The sequence below is a fragment of the Achromobacter sp. DH1f genome (assembly GCF_000633435.1).
GTDB lineage: Bacteria > Pseudomonadota > Gammaproteobacteria > Burkholderiales > Burkholderiaceae_B > Achromobacter > Achromobacter deleyi.
The window spans coordinates 21,543-46,809 of sequence record NZ_AYMF01000021.1 but is presented as its reverse complement, the minus strand read 5'-3'; the positions used below and the strand labels follow the sequence as shown (position 1 = coordinate 46,809).

Annotated in this window: 27 protein-coding genes; 16 read left to right on the top strand and 11 right to left on the bottom strand. The window is 66.1% G+C overall.

The window, feature by feature from the left end; all coding sequences use genetic code 11:
* Nucleotides 1-34 precede the first annotated feature (34 nt).
* Nucleotides 35-1,363, top strand: a complete 1,329-nt coding sequence (locus U858_RS0117915; RefSeq protein WP_025138526.1) for a hypothetical protein — start codon at nucleotides 35-37, stop codon at nucleotides 1,361-1,363.
* Nucleotides 1,360-1,797 (top strand): GNAT family N-acetyltransferase, encoded by a 438-nt coding sequence (locus tag U858_RS0117910; RefSeq protein WP_025138525.1) that lies wholly within the window; start codon nucleotides 1,360-1,362, stop codon nucleotides 1,795-1,797. The genes U858_RS0117915 and U858_RS0117910 overlap by 4 nt, the downstream gene beginning before the upstream one ends.
* A gap of 47 nt (nucleotides 1,798-1,844) precedes the next feature.
* On the opposite strand, the gene U858_RS0117905 is transcribed toward U858_RS0117910, so the two are convergent.
* Nucleotides 1,845-2,534 (bottom strand): GntR family transcriptional regulator, encoded by a 690-nt coding sequence (locus U858_RS0117905; protein WP_025138524.1) that lies wholly within the window; start codon nucleotides 2,532-2,534, stop codon nucleotides 1,845-1,847.
* A gap of 132 nt (nucleotides 2,535-2,666) precedes the next feature.
* Here U858_RS0117905 and araD point away from each other — a divergent pair, with 132 nt between their 5' ends.
* From araD to U858_RS0117885, 4 genes are all read left to right on the top strand, one after another.
* Entirely contained in the window at nucleotides 2,667-4,397 is a 1,731-nt protein-coding gene (gene araD, locus U858_RS0117900) for an L-arabinonate dehydratase (protein ID WP_025138523.1), read from the top strand.
* A 44-nt stretch (nucleotides 4,398-4,441) separates the two neighbouring features.
* Entirely contained in the window at nucleotides 4,442-5,152 is a 711-nt protein-coding gene (locus tag U858_RS0117895; RefSeq protein ID WP_025138522.1) for a ribonuclease activity regulator RraA, read from the top strand.
* Nucleotides 5,153-5,295: 143 nt separating this feature from the next.
* The gene (locus U858_RS0117890) at nucleotides 5,296-6,285 is read left to right on the top strand and encodes a tripartite tricarboxylate transporter substrate binding protein (protein ID WP_025138521.1); all 990 of its coding nucleotides are present in this window, start codon (nucleotides 5,296-5,298) and stop codon (nucleotides 6,283-6,285) included.
* A gap of 133 nt (nucleotides 6,286-6,418) precedes the next feature.
* Complete coding sequence (locus tag U858_RS0117885) at nucleotides 6,419-7,567, top strand: YhcG family protein (RefSeq protein ID WP_029954017.1); 1,149 nt, start codon at nucleotides 6,419-6,421, stop codon at nucleotides 7,565-7,567.
* Nucleotides 7,568-7,615: 48 nt separating this feature from the next.
* Here U858_RS0117885 and U858_RS0117880 read toward each other — a convergent pair whose 3' ends face one another.
* Together U858_RS0117880 and U858_RS0117875 are read right to left on the bottom strand one after the other, a co-directional pair.
* Nucleotides 7,616-8,581, bottom strand: coding sequence for a tripartite tricarboxylate transporter substrate binding protein (locus U858_RS0117880; protein WP_025138520.1), 966 nt, complete (start codon nucleotides 8,579-8,581; stop codon nucleotides 7,616-7,618).
* A gap of 13 nt (nucleotides 8,582-8,594) precedes the next feature.
* Nucleotides 8,595-9,497, bottom strand: coding sequence for a dihydrodipicolinate synthase family protein (locus tag U858_RS0117875; RefSeq protein ID WP_025138519.1), 903 nt, complete (start codon nucleotides 9,495-9,497; stop codon nucleotides 8,595-8,597).
* Nucleotides 9,498-9,847: 350 nt separating this feature from the next.
* Here U858_RS0117875 and U858_RS0117870 point away from each other — a divergent pair, with 350 nt between their 5' ends.
* A complete protein-coding gene (locus tag U858_RS0117870; RefSeq protein WP_025138518.1) occupies nucleotides 9,848-10,498 on the top strand; it encodes a GntR family transcriptional regulator in 651 nt (216 codons plus the stop codon).
* Between the two features lie 152 nt (nucleotides 10,499-10,650).
* On the opposite strand, the gene U858_RS0117865 is transcribed toward U858_RS0117870, so the two are convergent.
* Both U858_RS0117865 and U858_RS0117860 read right to left on the bottom strand, forming a co-directional pair.
* A complete protein-coding gene (locus U858_RS0117865) occupies nucleotides 10,651-11,637 on the bottom strand; it encodes a tripartite tricarboxylate transporter substrate binding protein (RefSeq protein ID WP_025138517.1) in 987 nt (328 codons plus the stop codon).
* An 83-nt stretch (nucleotides 11,638-11,720) separates the two neighbouring features.
* Nucleotides 11,721-12,845, bottom strand: a complete 1,125-nt coding sequence (locus U858_RS0117860; RefSeq protein ID WP_025138516.1) for a muconate/chloromuconate family cycloisomerase — start codon at nucleotides 12,843-12,845, stop codon at nucleotides 11,721-11,723.
* Nucleotides 12,846-12,952: 107 nt separating this feature from the next.
* On the opposite strand from U858_RS0117860, the gene U858_RS0117855 reads away from it, so the two are divergent.
* The 4 genes from U858_RS0117855 to U858_RS0117840 all read left to right on the top strand — a co-directional run bounded on the left by U858_RS0117855 (nucleotide 12,953) and on the right by U858_RS0117840 (nucleotide 16,049).
* Nucleotides 12,953-13,837, top strand: coding sequence for a LysR family transcriptional regulator (locus U858_RS0117855; RefSeq protein ID WP_025138515.1), 885 nt, complete (start codon nucleotides 12,953-12,955; stop codon nucleotides 13,835-13,837).
* A gap of 124 nt (nucleotides 13,838-13,961) precedes the next feature.
* Nucleotides 13,962-14,459, top strand: a complete 498-nt coding sequence (locus tag U858_RS0117850; protein WP_025138514.1) for a hypothetical protein — start codon at nucleotides 13,962-13,964, stop codon at nucleotides 14,457-14,459.
* A gap of 60 nt (nucleotides 14,460-14,519) precedes the next feature.
* Nucleotides 14,520-14,957: a hypothetical protein gene (locus tag U858_RS0117845; RefSeq protein WP_025138513.1), complete on the top strand. Its 438-nt coding sequence runs from the start codon at nucleotides 14,520-14,522 to the stop codon at nucleotides 14,955-14,957.
* Nucleotides 14,958-15,002: 45 nt separating this feature from the next.
* A complete protein-coding gene (locus tag U858_RS0117840; RefSeq protein ID WP_025138512.1) occupies nucleotides 15,003-16,049 on the top strand; it encodes an ankyrin repeat domain-containing protein in 1,047 nt (348 codons plus the stop codon).
* A gap of 51 nt (nucleotides 16,050-16,100) precedes the next feature.
* Here U858_RS0117840 and U858_RS0117835 read toward each other — a convergent pair whose 3' ends face one another.
* Entirely contained in the window at nucleotides 16,101-16,775 is a 675-nt protein-coding gene (locus tag U858_RS0117835) for a class I SAM-dependent methyltransferase (RefSeq protein ID WP_025138511.1), read from the bottom strand.
* A 179-nt stretch (nucleotides 16,776-16,954) separates the two neighbouring features.
* The gene (locus U858_RS0117830) at nucleotides 16,955-18,136 is read right to left on the bottom strand and encodes a hypothetical protein (RefSeq protein WP_025138510.1); all 1,182 of its coding nucleotides are present in this window, start codon (nucleotides 18,134-18,136) and stop codon (nucleotides 16,955-16,957) included.
* Here U858_RS0117830 and U858_RS35680 point away from each other — a divergent pair.
* Nucleotides 18,135-18,305, top strand: a complete 171-nt coding sequence (locus U858_RS35680; protein WP_157838816.1) for a hypothetical protein — start codon at nucleotides 18,135-18,137, stop codon at nucleotides 18,303-18,305. The genes U858_RS0117830 and U858_RS35680 overlap by 2 nt on opposite strands.
* Before the next feature lie 64 nt (nucleotides 18,306-18,369).
* Here the strand turns inward: U858_RS35680 and U858_RS0117825 are convergent, their stop codons facing one another.
* Nucleotides 18,370-19,332: an AraC family transcriptional regulator gene (locus U858_RS0117825; protein WP_025138509.1), complete on the bottom strand. Its 963-nt coding sequence runs from the start codon at nucleotides 19,330-19,332 to the stop codon at nucleotides 18,370-18,372.
* A gap of 153 nt (nucleotides 19,333-19,485) precedes the next feature.
* Here U858_RS0117825 and U858_RS0117820 point away from each other — a divergent pair, with 153 nt between their 5' ends.
* A complete protein-coding gene (locus U858_RS0117820) occupies nucleotides 19,486-20,865 on the top strand; it encodes an NAD-dependent succinate-semialdehyde dehydrogenase (RefSeq protein ID WP_025138508.1) in 1,380 nt (459 codons plus the stop codon).
* Between the two features lie 77 nt (nucleotides 20,866-20,942).
* Entirely contained in the window at nucleotides 20,943-21,377 is a 435-nt protein-coding gene (locus U858_RS0117815) for an SgcJ/EcaC family oxidoreductase (RefSeq protein ID WP_025138507.1), read from the top strand.
* Nucleotides 21,378-21,404: 27 nt separating this feature from the next.
* Here U858_RS0117815 and U858_RS0117810 read toward each other — a convergent pair whose 3' ends face one another.
* Together U858_RS0117810 and U858_RS0117805 are read right to left on the bottom strand one after the other, a co-directional pair.
* On the bottom strand, nucleotides 21,405-22,481 hold the full coding sequence (locus tag U858_RS0117810) for a hypothetical protein (protein ID WP_025138506.1): 1,077 nt from the start codon (nucleotides 22,479-22,481) through the stop codon (nucleotides 21,405-21,407).
* Nucleotides 22,482-22,486: 5 nt separating this feature from the next.
* Nucleotides 22,487-22,951 (bottom strand): RidA family protein, encoded by a 465-nt coding sequence (locus tag U858_RS0117805; RefSeq protein WP_029954013.1) that lies wholly within the window; start codon nucleotides 22,949-22,951, stop codon nucleotides 22,487-22,489.
* A gap of 318 nt (nucleotides 22,952-23,269) precedes the next feature.
* On the opposite strand from U858_RS0117805, the gene U858_RS34305 reads away from it, so the two are divergent.
* Entirely contained in the window at nucleotides 23,270-23,776 is a 507-nt protein-coding gene (locus U858_RS34305) for a hypothetical protein (RefSeq protein WP_025138504.1), read from the top strand.
* Here U858_RS34305 and U858_RS0117795 read toward each other — a convergent pair.
* Entirely contained in the window at nucleotides 23,773-24,696 is a 924-nt protein-coding gene (locus U858_RS0117795; RefSeq protein ID WP_025138503.1) for a LysR family transcriptional regulator, read from the bottom strand. The genes U858_RS34305 and U858_RS0117795 overlap by 4 nt on opposite strands.
* 134 nt (nucleotides 24,697-24,830) lie before the next feature.
* Here U858_RS0117795 and U858_RS0117790 point away from each other — a divergent pair, with 134 nt between their 5' ends.
* Nucleotides 24,831-25,229, top strand: a complete 399-nt coding sequence (locus U858_RS0117790; protein WP_025138502.1) for a RidA family protein — start codon at nucleotides 24,831-24,833, stop codon at nucleotides 25,227-25,229.
* The last annotated feature ends 38 nt before the right edge of the window (nucleotides 25,230-25,267 follow it).

Sequence of the window (25,267 nt, the reverse complement as noted above, 5' to 3'; positions counted from 1 at the left end):
GGCCGCCTGAATGTCGGGAGATGAGGCGATAGCGATGAATATCAGGGTGCTGGCCGGCGCGGCCGCCATCGCCGTGACCGGGGTGCTGGCCTACGGCTTGTATCAACAGATCCCGCCGGGCCAGCCGCTGGCCCGCAGCGAGGTCATTGGCGAGCTCGATGGCCCGCCGCTGGCCGGTTATTCCCGCACGCGCCTTTACCGCTTCGGCGCCCAGCAGTTCCTGACCGGCCAACTGATCGCCGGCCCTCGCGACATCGAACCGCTGCAGCAAGCCCCCGTGCTGGACGCCTTGCTGCCCACGCACGCGGACAGCCCGCTGCGCAGCGCTGCCGCCGCCCGAGAGGTCCGCAACCTGGTCTATGGGGGCCGCGATAATGGCCGCTACGCGTTGCTGGGTTCCATCGGCGGCGATACCGGCGTCAGCTTGATCGCCGGCCCGCAAGGCCAGACGCTGTATCTGGTGGCGGGTCCGTCGCGCGATGCCCGCCTGGGCGCGCCGGGCGCGGTGTCGGAAACGCTGCGGTCTGACGATCAGGGCGCCAACTGGCGCTACGAACCCGATGTGGCCCTGGGCCCGCCGCAACGCCACACCGCATTCCTGACCCCGGCCCGCGGCGTGGCGCTGCAAGACGGCCCCGACGGCGAACGCCTGCTGCATAGCGAAGACGGCGCGCGCACCTGGTGGGCCATCTCGCTGCGCGAGCAGGTCTGGCCTGACGCGGCCCGCTACGACAAGGCCTTTCGCGAGCAGGCCGCCCGCGCCCGCGACGAAGACGACACTCTGGCCTATGGTTGGTCGCTCTATCCGTTGGCGCCCGATCTGGCCGTGGGGTGGAGCTGGCGCGAACGCGTCGGCAAGGGCACGGCCCAGCGCATCGAGACCCGCCGATTCGAGGTGCGCTTCCAGGACGGCGCTTCACCCGCCTTCCGTATCGCAGCGGCGCCGCCGCCGGTGCCGGCGCAGGACCCCGAGGCGCAGGTGCTGCTGGGCCAGCCCGTTTTCGAGACGGCCGGCAACCGCATCTACCGCCTGGACGCGGCCGACAAGACCTGGCACGCCGTCGCGGCCACGCCCACCGTCCGCGGCGCGCGCACCCGGATCGGGCAGGCCTGGTTCGGCCGCAATGGCTGGGTGGTCAAGACCTACGCCACGCACCTGCTCTCGTTCGGCGACGACACCCGCTCCTATTTCTACACCGGCGACCAGGGCCGCACCTGGCGACCGTTCCAGCTGTCGCCCGACCAGGAACGCGGCCTGCTCGGGCTGGACGCGGCGGGGCAGGGGCTGCTGGTGCATGCCGATCAGGGCGGCAAGACCGTCATCCTGCGCTACGCGCTGGACGACGCGGGCCGCGCGCCGTGACCTGGACGATACGGCCCGCCACCGACGCCGATCGCCCGGCGCTGCGCGCGCTGTTCCTGGCCTCGCGCCAGCGAACCTACGTCTGGCAGCCGGCCGGATCGTTCGCCTTGGCGGATTTCGACGCGCAGACCGATGGCGAACGGCTGGTGGCCGCGTTCGACTCCGCAGGCCGCCTGGCCGGCTTCGTCTCGCTGTGGGAGCCGGATAACTTCATTCATCACCTGTACGTGGACGCCGCCTGGCTGCGGCGCGGGGTGGGGCAAGCCTTGCTGCGCGCCTTGCCCGGCTGGCCTGCCACCCCTTACCGGCTCAAGTGCCTGCGCCTGAACGTCGGCGCGCTGGCGTTCTACCGCGCCTGCGGCTTTACCGCCATCGGCTCGGGCGTGTCGGAAGACGGCGAATATGTCCTTCTGGAATCGGGCGGGGCCGCCTGACTGCGGCATGGCGTCGCCCCGGGCGGCGATTGCAGGCAGCGCTCGCCTTACTCGGCCAGCACGTAATCCGGATAGCGCTTGCAGATCTCGGCCACCTGGCTAAGCGTGCCCGACAGATGCTCGCGCAGCGCCTGCTGCGCGCGGGGCGCGTCCTGCGCGGCGATCGCATCCAGCACCCGCTGGTGGTCGTCCATGATGCGTTCGGCCTTGCCGGCTTCGGGCAGGTGCAGGCGCCGCAGGCGGTCCAGGTGGCCGCTGTAGCGCTGCGCCATGTGCCACAGCCCGATCATGCCGGCCGCCTCGTGCATGTCGCGGTGAAACGCCTGGTCGGCGTCCATGAACTGCTGCGACTGGCCGCTCGCGTGGCTGACCCGCTGGCGCTCGATGCTGGCCTGCAGGCGCTGGATCAACAGCGGATCCGGCCGCTGCGCCAGGATGTGCGCGATTTCCAGTTCCAGTGAGCGGCGCAGGAAATGCGCCTGGCGCGCTGCGGCGATGTCGATGCGGCTGACCACCGTGGTGTGCTGCGGATAGATCTCGACCAGCGCTTCCTCGGCCAGTTTCATGAGGGCGTCGCGGATGGGCGTCTGGCTCAGGCCATAGGCCTCGGCCAGCGTCACGCGCGACAGCGGGGCGCCCGGCGCCAGCTCCAGCGAGACGATCTGTTCGCGAAGATGTTCGAAGACCTGCGGCGCGGCGTGTCGCGAGCGGTCCAGTCTGAGCTTTTGGCTGTGCATCAGGGCGAAATCAAGTGAAGGCGTGTGGAACGGGAGTGTAGCGGGTTTCTCCCTAGCTGACGCACTAATGTATTAGTGTTTAAATGGCCTGTCTACGATTCCGCCCCGTCCCTTTTCCCCTTGCTCCCGCCTATGAAACGCACCTACGAAAGCCTGCGCAGCGCCGCCTGGATGGCCAAAGACGATCTGCGCTCGTTCGGTCACCGCTCCCGCATGATGCAAATGGGCTATGCCCCCGAAGATTGGGTCAATCGCCCCATCATCGCCATCATCAATACGTGGTCCGACCTCAACCCCTGCCACAGCCACTTCAAGCAGCGGGTCGAAGACGTCAAGCGCGGCGTGTTCCAGGCGGGCGGCTTTCCGGTGGAACTGCCGGCCATCTCGGTGTCGGAATCGTTCGTCAAGCCCACCACCATGCTCTACCGCAACATGCTGGCCATGGAAACCGAAGAGCTGCTGCGCAGCCATCCGGTCGACGGCGCCGTGCTCATGGGCGGTTGCGACAAGACCACCCCGGGCCTGCTCATGGGCGCCATCAGCGCCGGGCTGCCCTGTGTCTACGTGCCCGCCGGCCCCATGCTGCGCGGCAACTGGAAGGGCAAGATCCTGGGGTCCGGGTCGGACGCCTGGAAGCTCTGGGACGAACGCCGCGCCGGCAAAATCACCCAGGAACAATGGACCGAAGTCGAAGGCGGCATCGCCCGCAGCTACGGCACCTGCATGACGATGGGCACGGCCAGCACCATGACCGCCATCGCCGAAGCCATCGGCATGACCCTGCCGGGCGCCTCGTCCATTCCCGCGGCCGACGTCGGCCACATGCGCATGTCGGCCGAATGCGGCCGCCGCGTGGTCGACATGGTCTGGGAAGACCTGACCCCGCAGCGCATCCTGACGCTGGCCTCGTTCAAGAACGCCATCAACGTGGCCATGGCCATGGGTTGCTCCACCAATGCCATCGTGCACCTGGTGGCCATGTCGCGCCGCGCCGGCCACCCCGTGGGGCTGGACGACTTCGACGCCGCCAGCCGCAAGGTGCCCGTCATTGCCAACATCCGGCCCAGCGGCGACAAATACCTGATGGAAGACTTCTACTACGCCGGCGGCCTGCCGGCGCTGATGTCGCGCCTTCAAGACCACCTGGACCCGTCCGCGCTGACCGTCACCGGCAAGACGCTGGGCGAGAACATCGCGGGCGCCGAGGTCTACAACGACGACGTCATCCGCAAGCTGGACACCGCCATCTACGACGAAGGCGCGCTGGCCGTGCTGCGCGGCAATATCGCGCCTGACGGCTGCGTCATCAAGCCCAGCGCCTGCGCGCCGCAATACCTGCAGCACACCGGCCCGGCGCTGGTGTTCGACGACTACCCCAGCATGAAGGCCGCGGTCGACGACGAGAACCTGGACGTTACCGCCGACCACATCATGATCCTGCGCAATGCCGGGCCGCAAGGCGGGCCGGGCATGCCCGAATGGGGCATGCTGCCCATTCCCACCAAGCTGGTGAAACAGGGCGTGCGCGACATGCTGCGCCTGTCCGACGCCCGCATGAGCGGCACCAGCTACGGCGCCTGCATCCTGCACGCCGCGCCCGAAGCCTATATCGGCGGCCCGCTGGCGCTGGTCAAGACCGGCGACCTCATCACCGTCGACGTGCCGGCCCGCAGCATCCACCTGAACATCAGCGACGAAGAACTGGCCGCGCGCCGCGCCGCCTGGACACCGCCGCCCAAGCGCTACGAGCGCGGCTACGGCTGGATGTATTCGCAACACATCCTGCAGGCCAACGAAGGCTGCGATTTCGACTTCCTGGAAACCAGCTTCGGCGCGCCCGTGCCCGAACCCGAAATCTTCTGAACCTGTTTTCGCATCCGATCCCTGGAGCTTCCGACGTGTCCGACATGAATCCCGAAACCCGCGCCCGCCTGGCGGGCATCAGCACCGCCACGCTGTGCACCGCCTTGTTCAAGCGCGGCCTGCGCAACCAGTTCATCCAGGACGTACGTCCGCTGAACGCCACGCTGCCCAACATGGTCGGCCCCGCCTTTACGCTGCGCTACATCCCCGCCCGCGAAGACCTGAACACCATCAAGGTGTTCGAAGACCGCGCCCACCCCCAACGCGCCGCGGTCGAGACCTGCCCGGCGGGCGCGGTGCTGGTCATGGACAGTCGCAAGGACCCGCGTGCGGCCTCGGCCGGCTCGATCCTGGTCACCCGCCTGATGAAGCGCGGGGTGGCCGGCGTGGTCACCGACGGCGGCTTTCGTGATTCGCCCGAAATCGCCGAACTCGGCTTTCCCGCGTATCACAACCGCCCGTCGGCGCCGACCAACCTGACGCTGCACCAGGCGCTGGACATCAATGCGCCCATCGGCTGCGGCGACGTGGCCGTCTTCCCCGGCGACATCGTGGTGGGCGACCGCGAGGGCGTGGTCATCATCCCGGCGCACCTGGCCGACGAGATCGCCGTCGAAGCGGTGGAAATGACCGCTTTCGAAGACTTCGTCACCAGCCAGGTGCAGGACGGCGCGTCCATCCTGGGCCTGTATCCGCCCACCGACCCCGGCACGAAGGACAAATTCGCCGCCTGGCGCCTGCAGCACGGCCGCTGAGGCGCCACGCCGCATACGCCGCCTGGCATTCCCGACAAGGCCGTCGAGCCTTGGCCGGGCGGCGCTGAAAACGGGCCATGCACACGCCGGCAATCCCGCCGGCGGCCCATGCCTGATTACATAGACAAGGCAGGAGACAAACCATGAACACGCAACGTCGCAGCGCGCTGGCCGCGCTGCTGGCAGGACCGCTGCTGGGCGCGCTGGCGCTGCCGGCCTGCGCCGCCGAGTGGCCCGCGCAAAAGCCGATCTCTTATGTGGTGCCGTTCACCGTGGGCGGGTCCACCGACGTGGTCGGCCGCGTGCTGGCGCAAAAGCTGGGCGACCGGCTGCACCAGAACGTCATCGTCGAGAACAAGCCCGGCGCGGCCGGCGGCATCGGCGCCACCTACGTGGCCAAGGCCGCGCCCGACGGCTACACGCTGTTCGGCGGCACCATCAGCACCCACGCCATCAACGCCAGCCTGTACAAGAACCTGAAGTACGACCCGGTCAAGGACTTCGAGCCCGTCTCGCTGATCGCCTACCTGCCCAACGTGCTGCTGGTCGACCCCAACCTGGGTGTGAATTCCGTGGCCGACCTGATCGCGCTGCTCAAGCGCGACCCGTCCAAGCGTACCTTCGCCTCGTCCGGCGCCGGTACCTCCACTCACCTGGCCGGCGAGCTGTTCGCCAGCATGATCGGCGTGCCGCTGACGCATGTGCCCTACAAGGGCACGCCGCCCGCCATGGTCGACGTGTCCTCGGGCTCGGTCACCTTCATGTTCGACCAGATGACCGCGGCGCTGCCGCTGCTGCAGACCGGCAAGCTCAAGCTGCTGGCTGTCACCACCAAGGACCGTATCTCGCTGGCGCCCGACGTGCCCACCATGCAGGAAGCGGGCGTGCCCGGCTTCCAGATGGCCTCGTGGCAGGCCGTCTACGCGCCCAAGGGCACGCCCAAGCCCATCCTGGACAAGCTCGCCGCGGAAATCGCCGTCATCCTGAAAGAACCCGACGTGCAGGAAAAGCTGGGCAAGACCATGGGCATGGAACTGGTCGGCAGCACGCCCGACGAACTGCGCGCCCTGATGGCCACCGAGATTCCGCGCTGGGCGGAGGTGGTGAAGAAATCGGGGGCGACGGTGGAGTAGAAGAGGGAGGGCTGAACCGCCTGAGTGCTGTAGACGTCGACGAAGCAGACCGATTCACCGATGACGGCGGTTCAGGCCAGACGTAATCTGTTGACCAGGTTGATGATGGCATTTCATTCAGGACGGTCACAGCATGGTCAGCAAGGCGTCTACAGCGGCGGGTGAGCTCGCCGCCATTCCCCCGGGTTATGCCGATATCCACGACGGTATCGTGGTGCTGCTGGATACGGCGCGCCAGGCGGCGGCGCGCAGTGTCAATGCCGTCATGACCACCAGCTACTGGGAAATCGGCCGCCGCATTGTCGAGGCCGAGCAAAAGGGCCAGCGGCGGGCCGGCTATGGCGAACAGCTGATCGAGCGGCTGTCTGCCGATTTGAGCGCGCGATTCGGGCGGGGGTTCGGTGTCAATAACCTGGAGAACATGCGGCGCTTTTTTCTTTCCTATCCGCTTGCGGAGATTTCCCAGACACTGTCTGGGAAATTGGGAAAGGACATCGCCGTCGGGAATTCCCAGACGCCGTCCGGGATTTCTTGCTTGTCCGACCTGGCGCAAGCTTTCGTGCTGCCGTGGTCGGCCTATGTGCGTCTCTTGTCAGTCCAGGATGCCCACGCGCGCCAATTCTACGAAGCAGAAGCCCTCCGCGGAGGCTGGAGCGTACGCCAGCTTGATCGGCAGATCGGCAGCCAGTTCTACGAGCGGACGGCGTTGTCGAAAGACAAATCCAGCATGCTCGCCAAGGGCGCCATGGCCAAGCCCGAAGATGCGGTCACGCCTGGCGACGCCATCAAAGATCCCTACGTACTGGAATTCCTGGATCTCAAGGACGAATATTCAGAATCCGACCTGGAAGAAGCTCTGATCCTGCGTCTGCAGGACTTCCTGCTCGAACTGGGCGAAGGGTTCACCTTCGTCGGGCGGCAACGCCGCCTGCGCATCGATCAGACCTGGTATCGGGTGGACTTGCTGTTCTTTCACCGCGCATTGCGCTGTCTGGTCATCGTCGATCTCAAGCTGGGCGGCCTGACACATGCCGATGTGGGGCAGATGCATATGTACTGCAACTATGCCAAGGCGCACTGGACTTACGCGGACGAGAATCCGCCAGTGGGCTTGATTCTCTGCGCCGACAAAGGGCACGCCCTGGCGCGCTATGCCCTGGATGGCCTGCCGACCCAAGTCATGGCGGCCAACTACCGCACCGTGTTGCCAGATGCCGAATTGCTCCAGAAAGAATTGAATGCGGCGCGGCGTCTGCTTGAATCTTCTGGCTTGAATGCGTGAAGGAATTTTCAACCCCGGCCTTGAGCCGGGGCGCTATCCGGCACGCCTTCAAGGCTTCAGATTCAGCTTCGGCACCAGCGCATTGAACGCCTGCTCTTGCCGGGCCACGTCCGCGGCAAACTGCGGTTGGTCAGCGTATGACGGCGTCAGGTTCTGCTTGCGCATCAAGGCCTGGAAGTCCTTCGATTGCGCCACCTGGCGGGCGGCGGCGCGCCATTTCTCGGCGACGTCGGCAGGCGCCGCCTTCGGCAGGCCGATGCCGCGCCACACGCTGAACTGCAGGTCGGCGCCACGTTCCTTCATGGTCGGCACGTCGGGCAGGGTGTCCAGCCGCTTGGGGGCCATGACCGCCAGCGTGCGCAGCTTGCCGGTGTCCACGTGCTGCTGCAGCTCGGCGTAGGCCACGGTGGTGGCCTGCACGTCGCCGGACAGCAGGCCCATGATGGCCGGCGCCGAGCCCTGGTAGGGCACATGCACGAACTTCACGCCGGTCTGTTCGCCCAACGCGGCCGCGGCCATGTGCGGCACCGTGCCGATGCCCGCATTGGATACCGCCACGCGCTCAGGGTTCTTCCGGGCGTATTCCAGGAATTCCTCCACCGTCTTCCAGGGCGCATCGGCGCGCACGGTCACCGACGACGGGTCGTCGGTGAAGCGGGCGATGGGCTGGAAATCATTCACCGTGGTCTTGCCGATGCCCATCAGCGGCACCACCAGCATTTCGGGCGTCATCAACACCAGCTTGTAGCCGTCGGGCTGCGCATTGGCGACATACGCCCAGCCGATCGAGCCGCTGGCGCCGGGCTTGTTGATCACGACCGTGGGCTGCGCCAGCAAGGGCGGGCGCACGGCCTCGGCGATGGCGCGCGCCGTGTTGTCGCTGCCGCCGCCGGGCTGGTAGGCCACCACCAGTTCCATCGAACGGGTCGGGTAGTCGGCGGCGGCCGCGGGCGCCAGGGCGGACAGGCAGGTCAGGGCGCTGAAGGCCAGCGCGGGCAGGCGTAAGGGTGTCATGGCGGTTCCAGTATCAGTAGCCCAGGGCAGCCAGGTCCGCCAGGGTCTGGCGGGTGATGGCAAGGGTGCGTTCACGCTCGGCGCCGGCCAGGTCCAGGCGCGGTGGCTTGACGGTTTCGGCGCTGCCGGTGATCAGGTGCTCGGCCAGCTTGATGTGCTGCACCAGCTTGACCACCGTATCCAGGTGGAACAGCGGCGTCAGCGCGGCATACAGCTTGCGGGCGCGCACGAAATCGCCTTCGGCCGCCAGTCGCAGCAGGTCCACCGACGCCTTGGGCACCGCGTTGGCCATGCCGGACACCCAGGCCGTGACGCCCAGCGCGGCGCTCTCCAGCACCAGGTCGTCGACCCCGCAGACCACCGCCAGGCGGTCGCCAAAACGCGTGATCAGGTCAGTGACGCGGGTCGTGTCGTACGACTCTTCCTTGATGGCGACAATGGTGGGTTCCTGCAGCAGCTCGGCTACTACGTCCGGCGTCAGGTCCACACCGTAGCCGCGCGGATTGTTGTACAGCAGGATCGGTAGCGGGCTGGCCTGCGCCACGCTGCGGTAGAACGCGATCGTCTCGCGGTCGTCCGACTTGTACGTCAGCCCGGGAAACACCATGAGGCCGTCCACGCCGATCCGGGCCGCTTCCTGGGTGAAGGCCGCCGCGCGGGCGGTGCCGGTCTCGGCCACGCCCGACACCACCGGCACGCGGCCACGCACCGTCTCGACCGCCGTGCGCAGCACCGCCAGCTTTTCATCGGGGGACAACTGGGCGTTTTCGCCCACCATGCCCATCATCACCACACCGCCCACGCCGTTGGCGATCAGCCGTTCCAGGCCCTGGCGGATGGCGTCCAGATCCAACGAGAAATCGGGTTTCAACTTGGTGGTGACGGCGGGGAATACGCCTTGCCATTGAATGCTCATGCTGCTGCTCCTGTTGCGAGGTCCGGCGGGCCGCTCCCGTCGGATCGTTATGATTGGATATTGGATCCAAAATAAAAAGCCTAGAAAAAACAGGCGCTTGGCCTGTGCTACCCGACGGCCGGGGCCGTCGGTTTCAACTGGATCATGGATCCAATATACTTCGCATTAAACGGGCTGCCGGCACCCGCTGTCTCTCGGGGTTTTCCTGGGCATGGTGGCCGCGGCAGACTTCCTGCCAGCCTCTCTTGCCGCGCGGCGCCTGCCGGGCGGCTTCATGCATCAGGTATCACGTGACCCGGAATTCCACCGCTGCTTCCCTTTCTTCCTCGTCCGGCCCGGCTGGCCGCCTCGTGCGCAAGACCGCTGTCGATCTGGTGGTCGACGAACTGCGCGACCGGATCCTGTCGGGGGCGATTCCGCCCGGCTCCGCGCTGCGCCAGGAACTGCTGGCCGATGAACTGGGGGTGAGCCGCCTGCCGGTGCGCGAAGCCATCCGCCAGCTCAGCGCCGAAGGGCTGGTCGACATGATTGCGCACCGCGGCGCCTATGTGTCGATGCTGTCGCGCGCCGAAGTGCAGGAATTCTTCGATATCCGGCTACGGCTGGAACCCTGGCTGTTCCGCCTGGCCGTGCAGCAGCACGACGTCGGCGATCTGGACCGCGCCGCGCAGGTGGTGACGCAGATGGACAGCGCCGAACCCGAGCAGTGGGGCCGGCTGAACTGGCAACTGCATGAACTTCTGTACCGCGCCGCGCAGCGGCCCGCCGCCCTGGCGATGGTGCGCGCGCTGCATGAAAAATCCGAGCGCTATTTCCGCTTCCAGATCGTCAATGCGCCCATCCGCCAGCAGGCCCACGACGAACATTCCGAACTCATCGCGCTCAGCCGCCAAGGCCAGGCCGACAAGGCCGAGGCCGCCTTGGAACGCCACATCGCCCAGGCGGCCGATCAGATCCTGGTCATCGTCGATCATCTGCTGGATGCCACGGCGCCGGCCTAGCGGCCGGCACGGTATCGCCGCGCCGCACGTCGACGCGGGCGCGGCGTCCTGGCACACGGCGCCCGCGCCCAATGCGACAGCGCCGGCCCGGGCAATGCCCGGCCGGCGCATCTGCGGCAGCCCGAAGGCCACCGCTCAAGCCCACAAGCGGCTCAATTGATCTTGATGTTGCGTTCCTTGACCAGCACCTTCCACTGCGCCGTTTCCTTGGCCAGGTGGTCGCGCAGTTCGTCGGGCGAGCCGCCGATGGATTCCGCGCCGATCGAATCCAGCGTGGCCTTCACCTTGGGCTCGTTCAGCGCCTGGCGCATGGCGGCGTTCAGCTTGGCCACCACTTCCGGCGGCGTGCCAGCGGGGGCAAAGGCGGCGAACCAGGGCATCAGTTCGTAGCCGGGCAGGCCGCTTTCGGCCACCGTGGGCACGTTGGGCAGGGCGGCCGAACGCTTGCTGGTGGTCACGGCCAGCGCGCGCAGCTTGCCGGCTTCGATGTGCGGCTTGGCCGACGTGATGCTGTCGAACATGTAGTCGACCTGGCCGCCCAGCAGGTCGGCGATGGCCGGGCCGCTGCCCTTGTACGGCACGTGCAGCATGTCGATCTTGGCCATCGACACGAACAGTTCGCCCGCCAGGTGAATCGACGTGCCCACGCCCGCCGAGGCAAAGGTGTAGTGGTTGGGCTGCGCCTTCGCCTTGGCGATCACGTCGTCCACGCTCTTGACGTCATTGCGTGCGGGGTTGGTGACCAGCACGTTCGGCACCACCGCCAGCAGCGAGATCGGTGCGAAATCCTTGATCGGGTCGTAGTTCAGGTCGGCGTACAGCGCCGGGTTCACGGCCATGCCGTTGGCCACGATCAGGATCGTGTAGCCGTCCGGCTTGGACCGCGCCACGCTGGCCGCGCCGATGTTGCCGCCCGCGCCTGCGCGGTTCTCGACGATGAACGAGGTATTGAGCTGCTTGCCCATCGATTCGCCCAGCGTGCGGGCGATGCTGTCCATGGCGCCGCCCGGCGGGAACGGCACGATCCACTTGACCGGGCGGTCCGGGTAGCCGTCGGCATAGGCGCCGCTGGCGGCGCCCAGCAGGGCCAGGCCCATGCAGGCCCGGGCAAGGTGTTTGAAGGCGTGGCGAATTGGCATGCTGTCTCCGTGGTGCTTGAATTATTGTTGCCGGCGCATCGGCCGGCAGGCCGTGCGCGCGGGGGTGATCGGGCAGGGGGCGGTCAGTTGCCCCTGCGGTAGAAAGTCAGTTTGTCTTCGTCCAGTTCGAGCCCCAGGCCGGGGCCGCTGGGAATCTCCATCTCGAAATCCGTGTAGCGCGGCGGGTTGGCGACGATGTCGTCCTTGAGCAGCAGCGGCCCGAACAGCTCGGTGCCCCACGACAGGCGCGGCAGGCAGGCAAAGCCGTGGGCCGAAGCGATCGACCCTACCGAGCCTTCCAGCATCGTGCCGCCATACAGCGACATGCCGGCTGCGTCGCCCACCGCGGCGGTGCGCAGCATTTCATAGATGCCGCCCGATTTGGCGATCTTCAGCGCCAGCACGTCGGCCGCGCCCAGTCGCGCGATGTCCAGCGCGTCTTCGGGGCCGTTGAGGGCTTCGTCGGCCATGATCGGCACCACGAAGCGTGCGGCCAGCCGGGCCATGCCGGCCAGGTTGGCGCGCGGAATCGGCTGCTCGATCAGGTCCACACCGGCCGCTTCCAGGCGCGCGATCGCGCCGGCGGCGTCGGCCTCGTTCCAGGCCTGGTTCACGTCCACCGTGACGCGGGCGCGGTCGCCCAGCGCCTGCTTGATGCGCGACACGTGTGCCACGTCGTCGGCCACCGCACGGCGTCCGACCTTCAGCTTGAACGTATTGTGGCGGCGGCTGGCAAGCAGCGATTCGGCTTCTTCGATGTCGCGCGCGGTATCGCCGCTGGCCAGCGTCCACAGCACCGGCAGGCGGGTGCGTACGGCACCGCCCAGCAGCGTCGACACCGGCACGCCCAGGCGCTTGCCCTGGGCGTCCAGCAGGGCGCTTTCCAGCGCCGACTTGGCAAAGCGGTTGCCGCGCGCCACCGTTTCCAGGCGCCGCATCGCGCCGTGGATGTTGGCCGCGTCCAGGCCTGCCAGGGCAGGCGCCAGATAGGTATCGATCGCCAGCTTCATGCCTTCCGGGCTTTCCTCGCCGTACGACAGGCCGCCGATGGTGGTGGCTTCGCCGATGCCCTCGATGCCGTCGCTGCAGCGCAGCCGCACGATCACCAGCGTCTGTCGCTGCATCACCGCCATGGCCAGTTGGTGGGCGCGGATGGTCGGCAGGTCCACCAAGACCGCTTCGACCGAGACTATGCTTACCGGATTCATACTTTTTACAGCCAGTTTGAACAATAGGCCGCAGTATCGCTTGCGCGCAGAGGCAAAGTCCAAGACTATATCGGTCTCTATTGATACCTTTAAGGTCTGAATAAGCCATGCAGCTCAGGCAACTTCGGTACTTCCAGGCGGTGGCGGAAGAGGGCAGCTTCACCCGCGCCGCCGAAAGGCTGCACATGGCCCAGCCCCCGCTCAGCCGCCAGATCCGCCAGTTCGAGGAAGAGCTGGGCGTGGCGCTGTTCGAACGCACCACCCGGGCCCTGCGCCTGACCGAGGCCGGCCGCTTCCTGCTCGAACAATCGCGCCTGTTGACCGCGCGGCTGGACGAAGTGCTGGAAGGCACCCGCCGGCTGGGCCAGACCCAGCGCCGCTGGTTCGGCATCGGCTTCGTGCCGTCCACCCTGTATGGCTTCGTGCCCGAACTGATTCGCCAACTGCGCAGCGCTGACCCGCTGGTGGAAGTCGGCCTGGCCGAGATGACCACGCAGCCGCAGCTGGAAGCCCTGAAGGCTGGCCGCATCGACCTGGGCATCGGCCGCATCCTGCTGGACGACCCGGCGATTGAACGGCGCGTGCTGATGACCGAACCCTTGATGGCCGCCGTGCCGCTGCACCACGCGCTGGCCGGCAGTGCCAGCGTCTCGGTCGACCGCCTGGCCCAGGAGCCCTTCGTGCTGTACCCGGCCCGCCCGCGGCCCAACTTTGCCGACCATGTGCTGGGCCTGTTCCGCGCCGCCGGCCATGCTCCGCAGGTGGTGCAAGAGGCCAACGAATTGCAGACCGCCATCGGCCTGGTGGCTGCCGGGCTGGGCGTGACCGTGGTGCCGGCGTCGGTCGAACGCCTGCAGCGGCGCGACGTGGCCCATGTGCGCATCGACGCCGACGCGTTTGTTTCGCCGGTCATCGCCAGCTACCGCAAGGACGATAGATCACCCTTCCTGGCACATGCCCTGGCCCTGGCCGAGGCCTTGGCCAAGGGGTAACAAACCGTTTTTTGACGATCCATCGCAAGCGGCGTTGGGGCACACTACGGCCGGGCTGAATGCCGGCAAACCCATTTTCCGGCAAGTCTTCCGGCCACCATCACCGAAATGCCCGAGAGAGGTAATGATGATCGTCACTATCCAGAACAAACCCAAGTGGCTGTTTTCGCAATTGGGGCAGCTGGTCATCGCCGTCGGCCTGCTGTCGCTGGTCTTCAACTACGCCTATCGCTACACGGTTGACCGCCACATCAATACCCCGACGTTCTACGTCGCCACCATCGTGCTGGGCCTGATTGCCTTTCTGATCATACGCAAGGACTATGTGTTCGTGAATCGCTACGCCTTCAGCGATGCCGAAATCTCGGTCAGCACCTTGCTGGGCGTGAAGAAAACCTACCCCACCGCGCAATACGAATTCGTGCCGTCGCTGCACAAGGCCATGAACCTGCCCGAGAAAAAGGCGTCCCTGTCGTTCTACGTGCGCGATACCCAAACCCAACGCAACATCCGCAACTATTCCTGGACGGGCTTTTCACCCGACGATTTCCAGAAGGTCTCGCAGATGTACGGCTACCGTGGCGAAACCGATTTCAAGCAGAAGGATTTCGGCAAGCGCTAGGAACGGTCAGGCCATTTCTCACATCGGATCCTGGGATCCATCATTTTTTTCTGGAACGCTATGACACTGAAGAAAAAAGGCGACTACTGGTATGGCACCTCGCCCGAAGACATCCAGACCGAGATCGCCAAGTTCAGCCACGATGAATATCCCGCCACCCGCTACGCGCAATCGGTGTGCACCTGCGGCAACCGCACGTTCAACCTGGAATCCGACGAAGAAGCCGGCGTCGCCCAGCGCACCTGCGCCGAGTGCGGGGTCGTCCATTTCATGGGAGACAGCGCCGAATTCGCCGACGAGGCCGACCTGGGCGGCCATGTCTGCGTGTGCGACGAAGACACCTTCGAATTGATGTCCGGCGTGGCGCTCTATGCCGACAGCAACGACGTGCGCTGGTACTACATCGGCTGCCGCTGCGTCGACTGCAACCTGGTGGGCGTGTTTGCTGAATGGAAGTGCGAAGCCGGCGACGCGGACGCGTTTCTGGCCAAGGTCTGACTCCCTGCCTCGATCAAGCCGCCCCGCTGCCACGCCGACCACGCCATGAAACTGAAGAAACTGCTGCCCAAGAACTTTGATGATTTGCTGGCTGAAGGCGATGTCGATGCCTTGAAGGCGGTATTCGCGGCGTGCAGCGTGGATGCCCGCGGCGGGTATTCCAAGCAGACCGCCTTGGCGTTCAATGAATTTCCCGACGAACTCTGCCGCTGGCTGGTGGAGCAGGGCGCGGATGTTTCCGCGGCGGATAGCTATGGCGACACGCCCTTGCAGTCGCGCGCCGGGCATTGGCAGGGCCGGTTGGACATCCTGCTGGACCTGGGCGCCGATGTTCACAGCGGCGAAGGGGGGCGTGGCACGGCGCTGCACAAAGCCTGCGGCGTCGGCCATGCGGACAACGTTCGCCTGTTGTTGCAGCAGGGCGCCAACCCTGACGCGCTGACGGCCGACGGCCTCACGCCGCTGGAATGGGCGCTGCAGCGCTGCAGCAACACCGGCATTGTCGGCATCGCCAAGGTGGCGCCCATCATGCTGGCGGCCGGCGCACGCCAGACGCCGCGCATGGAAGCATTCATCACGCGGATCGGCACGCAGTTCGAATTCCATCGCGCCGGCTTCAATCGTGATTCGGTGGACGAGTACAGCGCCGCGCTCGATCAGCTGTACCGCCTGTTCGCCGTGGCCCCGGTCCCGCGGCGCGCCATGCACGACGGCCGTTCGCCCATCGTCGTCAAGGCAGGCGCCTGGCAAGACCAGCACGAAGCGCTATGGGAGTTGCTGGTTCCTTCAAACGGACCCGCCGCCACCGTGCAGGGCGAAGTGATCCGCCTGTCGGGCCGCATCGCCAACGAACTCGACGGCAACGGCGGCGTGAACTGGGACGCAGACTTTCGTCGCATGGTCGATGCGCTGCTGGGGCATCTGGGCTCGGGCACCTCGTTGCCTGCCGAACGGCTGGACGCGGCCGCCGTCACCGCCAAAGCGATCAAGCAAAAATCGGGTGAGCCCGTACTGCTGTGCGAATTGGCGGTGCAATGGGTAGCGCGCAATCCGAAGCCCGTTGCCTTGCCTGCGGTGGATTACCGTCGGTAAGGCGGTGCGGCGATCTGGAGCATTGCGGCATGACGGGGCTGCGTTGCGCGGCTATCGATCTTTCTTGCGGCAGGTCCACCCCTTGAACGTGAACGCCGCGTAGAACAGTTCGATCTCTTCAAACCCCGCCTCACGCAGCACCGCTTCGTCGGCGGCGGGGTCCAGCACCGGCAGTTTTTCCTTCATCGTCTTGATGCTGTTCTGCGCTTGCACGGCAGGCACGCCCGCAGCCACCACGAAGGCCGCGTTGCGGGCCAGCCAGGCGTCCTGCCGGTCCAGCGGAAAGCTGTGATGGGCCACGATGAAGGGGGCGCCGGGCTTGAGCCGCCGGGCCACTTCCCGCACGGTTCTCAGCCGCTCTTCGTGTGGCAGGAAATGCAGCGTCAAGAGGCAGGTGGCGCCGTCGAACGGCCCGTCGGGGGCGTCGTCGATATAGCCTTGGTGCAGGGTGGCGCGCGGTGCCAGGGCGCCCAGCGTATCAGTTGCCTGGCGCAACATCTCGGGCGACGGGTCCACGCCATCCAGCCGCCAGCCCGGCCTTGTCTCGGCCAGGGCTTTCAATTCCAGCCCGCCGCCGGCGCCCAGCACGAGGATGCGGCCGTCGTGGGGCACGTGTTCCGCCATCAGCAAGCCCACCATGCGGTGCAGGTCACGCAGGCCGGGCACGTGGCGGGCGACGCGTTCGGCGTAGTCTTCCGAGGCGCCGGGGGTATTGGAAAAGGACATGGGGACTCCGGAGATGGGGCGCGTAGGCCATGACGGCAGGCGCATATCATATAACATATGATGTTGCGTGATAAGCGGCGCGTCAAGTGACGGGTCCGCCTGCCGGCACGGCGCTCTGGCGGTCGACAATGAAAAATGACCGCAGCGGATCACGCTGCGGTCATGTCATGCCCATCCGGTCAGGCCGCGATGGATAGCGGCCGCGCCGATCCTGGAAAGTCCGGCAGCGCAATGTCGCTATGGCCCGGCCGCACCCAGCGCACGCGTTCGCGGGTGGCGTCGATGCAGCCGCCCTGGTCGTAGACGCCCTGCGGATCGCGGATGCGCATCATGCGCGCCAGGATCGCGGCGGTGGCCTCGGGGTCGGCCAGCGTGTCATGCACGCGGGCCTTGACGACGTCTTCGTCCATGTAGCGCTTGCCAGCCGCGTCCGTGCGCAGGCCGTCGCGCCAATGGAAGATCTCGACGCACTTGGACGTCAGCGTATAGGGCACGCCGCGTTCCCAGAAATTGTTGAACTGGCCGCCGCCCAGGTAGAACACCCAGGACCCCTCGTAGCCTTCGACGTCCGACGATTCGGCGTCGGGATTGCGGAACCAGAGGCGGTCGCCCGGCACGTAGAAGCGTTGCGGCAGGGGTTCGGCCAGCGAGCCGTATTCGTGCAGGAAGGTTTCGTGGAAACTGCCGGACATGACGGCGCGGGTTTCCCATTGGCGTTGCAGGCGCCGCGCCAGGTCGGGGTTGGCGCTGTGCAGTTCCTGCGCAATGCCCAGCACGGTGACGTATTCCGTCGCCCGGTAGCATGAGAACGAATACAGCTGGCCCGAGGCCTCGGGCTGCGTCGCCTTGCGCAGGCCGTCGATCAGCGAGCGCCCCGGCAGCACCGTGAAACCGCGCGCTTCGTCATAGGTGAAGTAGTCGTCGGGCCGCTCGGCATGTTCGGTGTCGAAGGCCAGCGCCGTCTTGCTGGCGGCCTGCACGATGTAACGGCGGATGCGCACGGCCGATTCCCATTCCGCCACGGTGGGGAAGGTGAAGGCGACGGGGCTGGCCAGCATGGTCAGCACGATCTCGCGGTCCAGGTCCGCCGCATTGGCGTCGGTACGCAGGCTAAGCGCGCGGGCGATGCCGGTGGTGTCGTGGTCGGGCAGGTAGGTGGCGGCGAATCCCGCGTTCACCGCGGCGTGCACGCCCGGCACGGGGCCGGTCAAGAGATCGCAGTGGGAGGCGGCACGCAGGCCCAGCGCGGACAGGAACTGCTCTGCGGCGTCCAGCGCGGCGGCGGCCTGGCGTGAATCGGGGACTTCGATGCGAATCCCGCCTGGGTGAGGCTGATTCGGCGACTGCTGGGAAGACGGCATGAAATACGAATCGAAAAGCGGCAGGAATCAGTATGGATCAGTGCAGGCCGGGCAGAGTTCCCATCAAGCTGCAAGCTGGCGTGAACAACTATTTCAGCGCGGCAGCCAGGGGGATTTTCCTGCGGAAATCAACGACCTGGAACCTCCTGATTGTAGTGACGCGGCCTGAACGCCAGCTTGCAGGGATTTATCGGCAGCACGATAAAACTGTCAACGGATTGTCATGTTCGCCGTCAGTGCGATGACACGTACGCCGAGGCCGCAAATGCCGGCGGCACGGCGAATTCGGCGCGCATGCGCTTGATCTCTTCTACGGGGCTGCGCCCGAACAGGCGCTTGAATTCGCGGCTGAACTGCGACGGGCTGTCGTAGCCGACATCGGCGCTGGCGGCGGCCGCGGTGATGGCGTTGCGCACCATCAGCAGCCTGGCCTGATGCAGCCGGGTGGACTTCAGGTACTGCATCGGCGACGTGCCGGTGACGGCCTTGAAGTGCACATGGAAGGCGGGCACGCTCATGCCCGCCTCGCGGGCCAGTTGGTCCACGCCCAGCGCCTCCTTGAACGAGGCGTGGATGCGGCGCAGCGCCCGCACCACCTTGCCGAACTGCCCCTGCATCGTCAACGCCGCGCGCATCGACGGCCCCTGGTCGCTCGTGAGAATGTGGAAATAGATTTCGCGCACCAGCGACGGGCCCAGGATCTGCGCCTGCATCGGCGATCCCATGGCTTCCAGAAAGCGCAGCACCGAGGCGCTGAGCGGGCCGTCCATGGGGCTGGACAGCATGCCCTTGGGTTCGGCCGCCTTGAAGCCGCCGGCCTGATCGATCTGCAGCATCAGGTCGGCGGCCAGCTTGAAATCCAGGTGCATGTAGATGGCCAGCAGCGGCTCCGTCGGGCTGGCGTCGGTTTCCATCGTGAAGGGCACCGGCACGGACACGACCAGGCATTGCCGCTCGTCGTAGACATAGGTCTGCCCGCCGAAGTAGCCGCGCTTGCGGCCCTGGCACACGATGACGATGCCCGGGTCGTACAGCACCGGCACCGAGCTCAAGGGGCGGTTCGAGCGCAGGAAACGCACGTCCGGCAGCACGGTCAGGTTGTAGCCCTCCTGGGGCGCCAGGGCTTGCAGCAGGGTGGCCATGCGCTGGCGTTGGGCCGGAAGGGCTGCGAAATCGGGAGTGGGATGGTCGGGCATCGGGGGCGCACCGCGCGTGGGCTTGGGTGTCAGGTAAAAATATTCAAACCAATAGTTTTAGGCAATAAAACGAGAACATAGGCCATCGATTATTGATATTGGTAATCCTATCATTCCATCCATGCTTTTTCACCCCGATAGGACGTAAACCTCATGATCGACGTATTGAATCCCGCAGATGGCTCCCTGGTCGGCACCGCGCCCGACCTGAATGCAGCCCAGGTCAAGGCCGCCATCGACCGCACCTGCGCTGCGTTTCCCGCCTGGTCGCGCAAGCTGGCCCGTGAACGCGGCGACCTCCTACGCCGCTGGTTTGAACTGATCCGCGCCGACAGGGCGGCGTTTGCCGACCTCCTGGTCAAGGAAAACGGCAAATGCCGGGTCGAGGCCCTGGGCGAAATCGACTACGGCCTGGGCTTCATCGAGTGGTATGCCGAAGAGGCCAAGCGGGTGTATGGCGACACCATCCCGTCCCATGCCGACAATGCCCAGGTGCTGGTCGTGAAGGAACCGGCCGGGCCCACCGCCGCCATCACGCCGTGGAATTTCCCGTTCATGATGATCGCGCGCAAGATCGCGACGGCCCTGGCGGCCGGCTGCACCATGATCATCAAGCCGTCCGAACTGACGCCGCTGACGGCCTACAAAATGCTGGAATACGCCCGCCGCGCCGGCATTCCCGACGGCGTGTTCGAGATGGTGACCGGCAACCCCAAGGAAATCGGCGAGCAGTTCACGGGCGACCCGCGCATCCGCAAGCTTTCGTTCACCGGATCCACCGCCGTCGGCAAGCTGCTGGCCGCGGCCTGCGCCCGGGACCTGAAGAAAATGACGCTGGAACTGGGCGGCAATGCGCCGTTCATCGTCTTCGATGACGCCAGCCTGGAAGACGCCGCGACCGCCCTGGTCGCGGCCAAGCTGCGCAATTCGGGGCAGGTCTGCATCTCGCCGAACCGCGTCTACGTGCAGGATGCCATCCACGACCGTTTCGTGGCCGCGGTGGCCGAGAAAGTCGCGCGCATCGGGGTCGACCAGGGCTTGCAGGAAGACTTCGTGGTGGGGCCGATGATCAACCAGGCCGGCATCGACAAGGTCGCCGCGCTGGTCGACGACGCCAGGGCCGCCGGGGCGCAGGTGGTGCTGGGCGGCGAACCGCATGCCAAGGGCGGCTTGTTCTATTCGCCCACGGTGCTGGCCGGCCTGGACGACAACATGCGCATCGCCCACACCGAAATCTTCGGGCCGGTGTTCCCGATCTACCGCTTTCACACCGAAGACGAGGTCGTGCAGCGCGCCAATGCGTCGGAATATGGCCTGGTAGCCTATGCGTACACCCGCGACCTGGCCAGGGCCTTCCGGCTGTCACGCAACATCGAGTCGGGCATGGTGATGCTCAATTCCGGCTCGGTCGGAACGGCCTCGGTGCCCTTTGGCGGGGTGAAGCATTCCGGCTATGGGCGCGAGGGCAGCTATTACGGCATCGAGGAATACGTCGAGGTGAAGTATGTGTTGATGGCGGGGTTGGACAAGTAAGGCGCGGAGGCGTGGCGCGGGTTTGCCGGCAGGTCGCCAACTGCGATAAAAGGTTGGCATCTGCCGGAGCGACGCCCATGACCCCGTTGAAACAACCCGAAGACATCCCCCACGCCTTCCAGGCCGCGTGGAATCGCCACGATATGCAGGCGTTCGGCGCGCTGTTCCAGGCCGATGCGACCTTTGTGAACCGGTTTGGCCACTACGTGCGCGGCGTCGATGAGATCATCGAGCTGCATGCGCCCATCCACGCCACGATCTATCGCGATTCCACGCTGGAGAACGAACTGATCGACGTGGTTCCCATCGGCCAGGACGCGGTGGTCATGCATTTCTGGAGCCGCCTGGCTGCGGGCGCTGCCCATCCGGCCGGCGCGCACTCGGTCGATACGCTGATTCTGGCCGTCCTGACGCGGCTAGGCAGCGAGTGGCGCATCAAGGCCCTGGAAAATGTCACGCTGACGAATCCACGTACCGGTGACACGGTGCTGCGGGACGGCGGGCGCCGCTAAGCGGCGCCCGCGTTCAGGCGCGCGGTGTCACTGCGCCCGCAGCAGATTGGCTGACCCGCCCGCCACCGGCTTGGCGTGCACGGTCGGCGCGCGGTAGACCAGGTCGCGCAGGGCGGCATGCGTCTGGGGCAGGTTGAAGGTGTCGGCGCCCGGCGCCTGGCGAAAATCTTCCAGGCTGGCGGGCAGGCGTTGTACGGTGATCGACTGCACCGCGCAGCGCACGAAATCCAGCGATGTTTCGCACAGGTTCTTGGCCAGCACGGGCTGGTCGTCCAGCAGCACGAAGCCATCGGTCAGCACGGCTTCGCCCTTGTGCAGGGTGATGTCGGCGATGGGCGAGAAGCTGAGCAGCACGTCGACCCCCGGCACCTGGACGGCCTCGGCCTGGCGTTGTTGCAGCGCGATCCGGGCGCTTGCGTCCCAGCGGAACACGCGGGCCAGTTCGTCGCAGCCGCCGCCCAGGCGCAGCACCAGGCCGCAACCCTGGCCCAGGCCGTCGTCCCCTTGTTCGGCCGAGTTGGACCAGGGGGCGGTTTTCTTGAAGTCCCGGTCGGTGGTGGGAGTGAGTTCGGCGATGCCGACCTTGGCCAGCATGTCGGCCACCGGAATGCTTCTGACGGCCTTGGGCGGGGTGGCGTCCATCTGGTGGTAGGCAATGCGATTCAAGCGGTATTCGCCCGGCCAGACCGGAATCACCTGGTACGTCAGCTTGCCGCGCGGGGTCTGGAACAGCGGCCCCAGGTCGGGAATGTCGGCCTTGTGCTCGGCATGGCCGACCGAGATCGCGTAGCCGTCGTCGGCCTTGTGATTCCAATGCATCATGGTGCTGCTTTGCTGCATGAACCGCATCCGCGTGGCCGGGTCGTGGAAATCGCGTTTGCCTTGGGCATCGAGGTTCAGGGTGGGAATCACCAGCAGCGCCATGCCGTCCTGCCGCGCCTTGCCCAGCAGGGCGTCGATGCCGGCGCGGCGCTGGTCCATCTTTTGGTCCCAGGACGCTTCTGCGGACTCCTGTTCCGGTTGACCCGTCGGATGGGCTGACGCCGCCGCGTGGGCGAACACGGCGAGCAGGCAGGCGCGGGCTAGCAGGGAAGTCAACGGCATGGGATTCAGTCCTTTTTGCGGGGGTCGGCAGGTCGGGTGACCGCAATCGCCTTGATTTCGATCACCAGTTCAGGCCGGGCCAGGGCCGCGACGCCCAGGATCGTCCAGGCCGGAAAATCTGAACGGATGTACTTTTCCTTCACGGCGCGAAAGTCGGCCAGCTGCGCGCCTACGTCCACGTGATAGGTCACCAGCTCGACGAGATCGGTGAAGTCCAGGCTCAGGTGCGCCAGGATGGCCTGAATGCGCTGGAACGCCAGGTCGGCCTGTTCCGCGGCCGATTCGGGGATCGTGCCGTCGGCGCGCAGGCCGATCTGTCCGGCAATGAACACCATGCCGTTGGCCGTGACGGCAGGCGAATACTGGAACAGGTCGAAAATGCGGTTGCCGCCGAACGTGGGGTCGTCGTCGGGCAGGCGCAGGCGGTCGATGTGGGTCATGGGGGCCTTGGTGAAGGAGTGCGGATTCATTCGGCCGTCGGTTTGAATGCATGGCGCCGAGGGGGTTTTCTTTTGCATTTTTGCGGGTGAATGCTAACCAAATTCAGGCGCGGGCATCGCAGGATTGATAAACACAACGTTTGTCGATGTTTCAAATTCCGCTGACGCTCGTGCGGATGCGATCGCCATCGGCGCCCGGTCGACGGTGAAGATGCCGCGTCGTTGGTGCCGGGCCGGCGCAAGTGATTGAAGAAACTGCGGTCGATACGAGCTTGTCCCGTTGCCGGCGTTTGGCGGATACTCGTTGTTCGCCATTGCTGCACGGCCTCTCGCACAGGAAACCCCGCCATGAGCCTTACCCCGTTCGAATTGCACGCCCATGTCGACGAAGACGGCTTCGTCGCGCTGGTCTGCCCCGATACGTATCGGGGGTACGTGCACGAAGACTGGACCCTTGCCCAGGTGCTCGAACGCTTTGTGCGGCAGATCAATGCGCAGACGCTGTTTGCGGCGTTTCCCGGGCCGGATCTGGCCGATGCGTCTTTGCGCATCGCGGATGCGGCCTCGCCGGGGGCGGCCTGGCGCACGGTGTCCGGTCTGGTGCGCGTGGGCGAAGGCGGGCTCTGGCTGACCGACTACTCGCAGCTGACCATGGCCGCGCAGTTCGACGATGAACTGCCCACCCGCGACGAACAACTGCAACTCCCCATAGGGCCTGGGGTATATCGGGTCACGCTGCGGCAGTTTGCGGCGTCGGTCGAAGATGACCAGAACCCGGCTGCGGAACTGGTCATCCAGCCGGCGGGGGCGGGGGATGTCACCGCCCGCATCGACACCGTGCCGTGGTTCGGCTAGCCGCCGGGCCGCATCAGCGGCGCATGTTCCGCCATCAATTCCGCCACCCACTCGATGAACACCCGCAGCTTGGCACTGACATGCCGGTTGGGCGGATAGGCGATGTACAGGGGCATGGGGTCCAGCTTCCAGTCTTCGAACACGGGTACCAATTCGCCTCGGGCTGAGTGTTCCAGGGCCATGTAGTCGGGCAGCCACAATATGCCCATGCCGGCCAGGCCGGCTGCCAGGTAGGCGTTGCCGTCGTCCATGGCCACGATGTAGCGGCCCTGGGCGTGCACGCTTTCGTCGCCGCGGCGCATGGCGTAGGGCAGGGGCTTGCCGGTGCGCGACCACAGAAAGCCGACGATGCGGTGATGGGAATCTTCCAGGTCGGCCGGATGCACCGGCTTGCCGGCGTGCTGCAAATAGCTGGGCGCCGCGTACACGCGCAGCTGCAGGTCGCCGACGCGGCGCGCGATCAGCGACTGGTCGGTGAGCTCGCCGCCGCGCACGACGCAATCGACGTTCTCGCCGATGATGTCCACCATTCGGTCGCTGACGCCCATGTCCAGCTGGATGTCGGGGTAGCGGGCATGGAAGGCGGGCAGGGCGGGCGCCAGAATCATGCGGGCGAGCGGGCTGGGCACGTCGACCCGCAGCCGGCCGCGTGGTACCGCGGCCGCGCTGGACAGGCTGGTTTCGGCGTCGTCCATGTCGGCCAGGAGGCGCAGCACGCGTTCGTAGTACACCGCGCCGTCAGCGGTGACATTGACCTTGCGGGTCGTGCGGTTCAACAGGCGCACGCGCAAGCGCGCTTCCAGCTGCTGCACCAGCTGCGTGACGCTGGTCTTGCTCATGTGCAGGGTGTCGGCCGCTTTGGTGAAGCTGCCGGTTTCCACGACGCGGGCAAATGCCTGCATGGCATCGAAACGGTCCATTGCCACTCCGGGGTCTGAGGGATTGTTTGCATTTTACAAACAGTGATGGGCAGGGTTGCGCGTTTATCGCGCGGCAAGGGGTCCGTAAAGTGCCTGCATGATCAATGCGGGCGGATGCCCCTGGGAGCAATTGAATGACAACTCGTGATGTGGTTTTTCCGGCAGGGCGTCAGGCGCTGTATGACCGCAACCGGTATTCGCCGGCCATCCGGTCCAACGGTTTTCTGTTCGTGTCGGGCCAGGTGGGCAGCCGCGAAGACGGCTCGCCCGAGCCGGACCTGCAGGCCCAGGTGCGCCTCGCGTTCGACAACCTGAACGCCATCTTGAAGGCGGCGGGCGCCACGTTTGAAGACGTGGTCGACGTGACCGTGTTCATGGTGGACCCGGCGTCCAGGTTCGAGACCATCTGGCAAGTCGTGCCGGACTACTGGGGCCAGGCGCCGCACCCGACGCTGACCGCGGTGGGCGTGACGTGGCTGTACGGCTTTGACTTCGAGATCAAGGTGATTGCGAAGCTGCCCGAAGGCGCGTAGCCGTGCGCGGATAAAAGCGGACAAGACAAAGGCGCCCC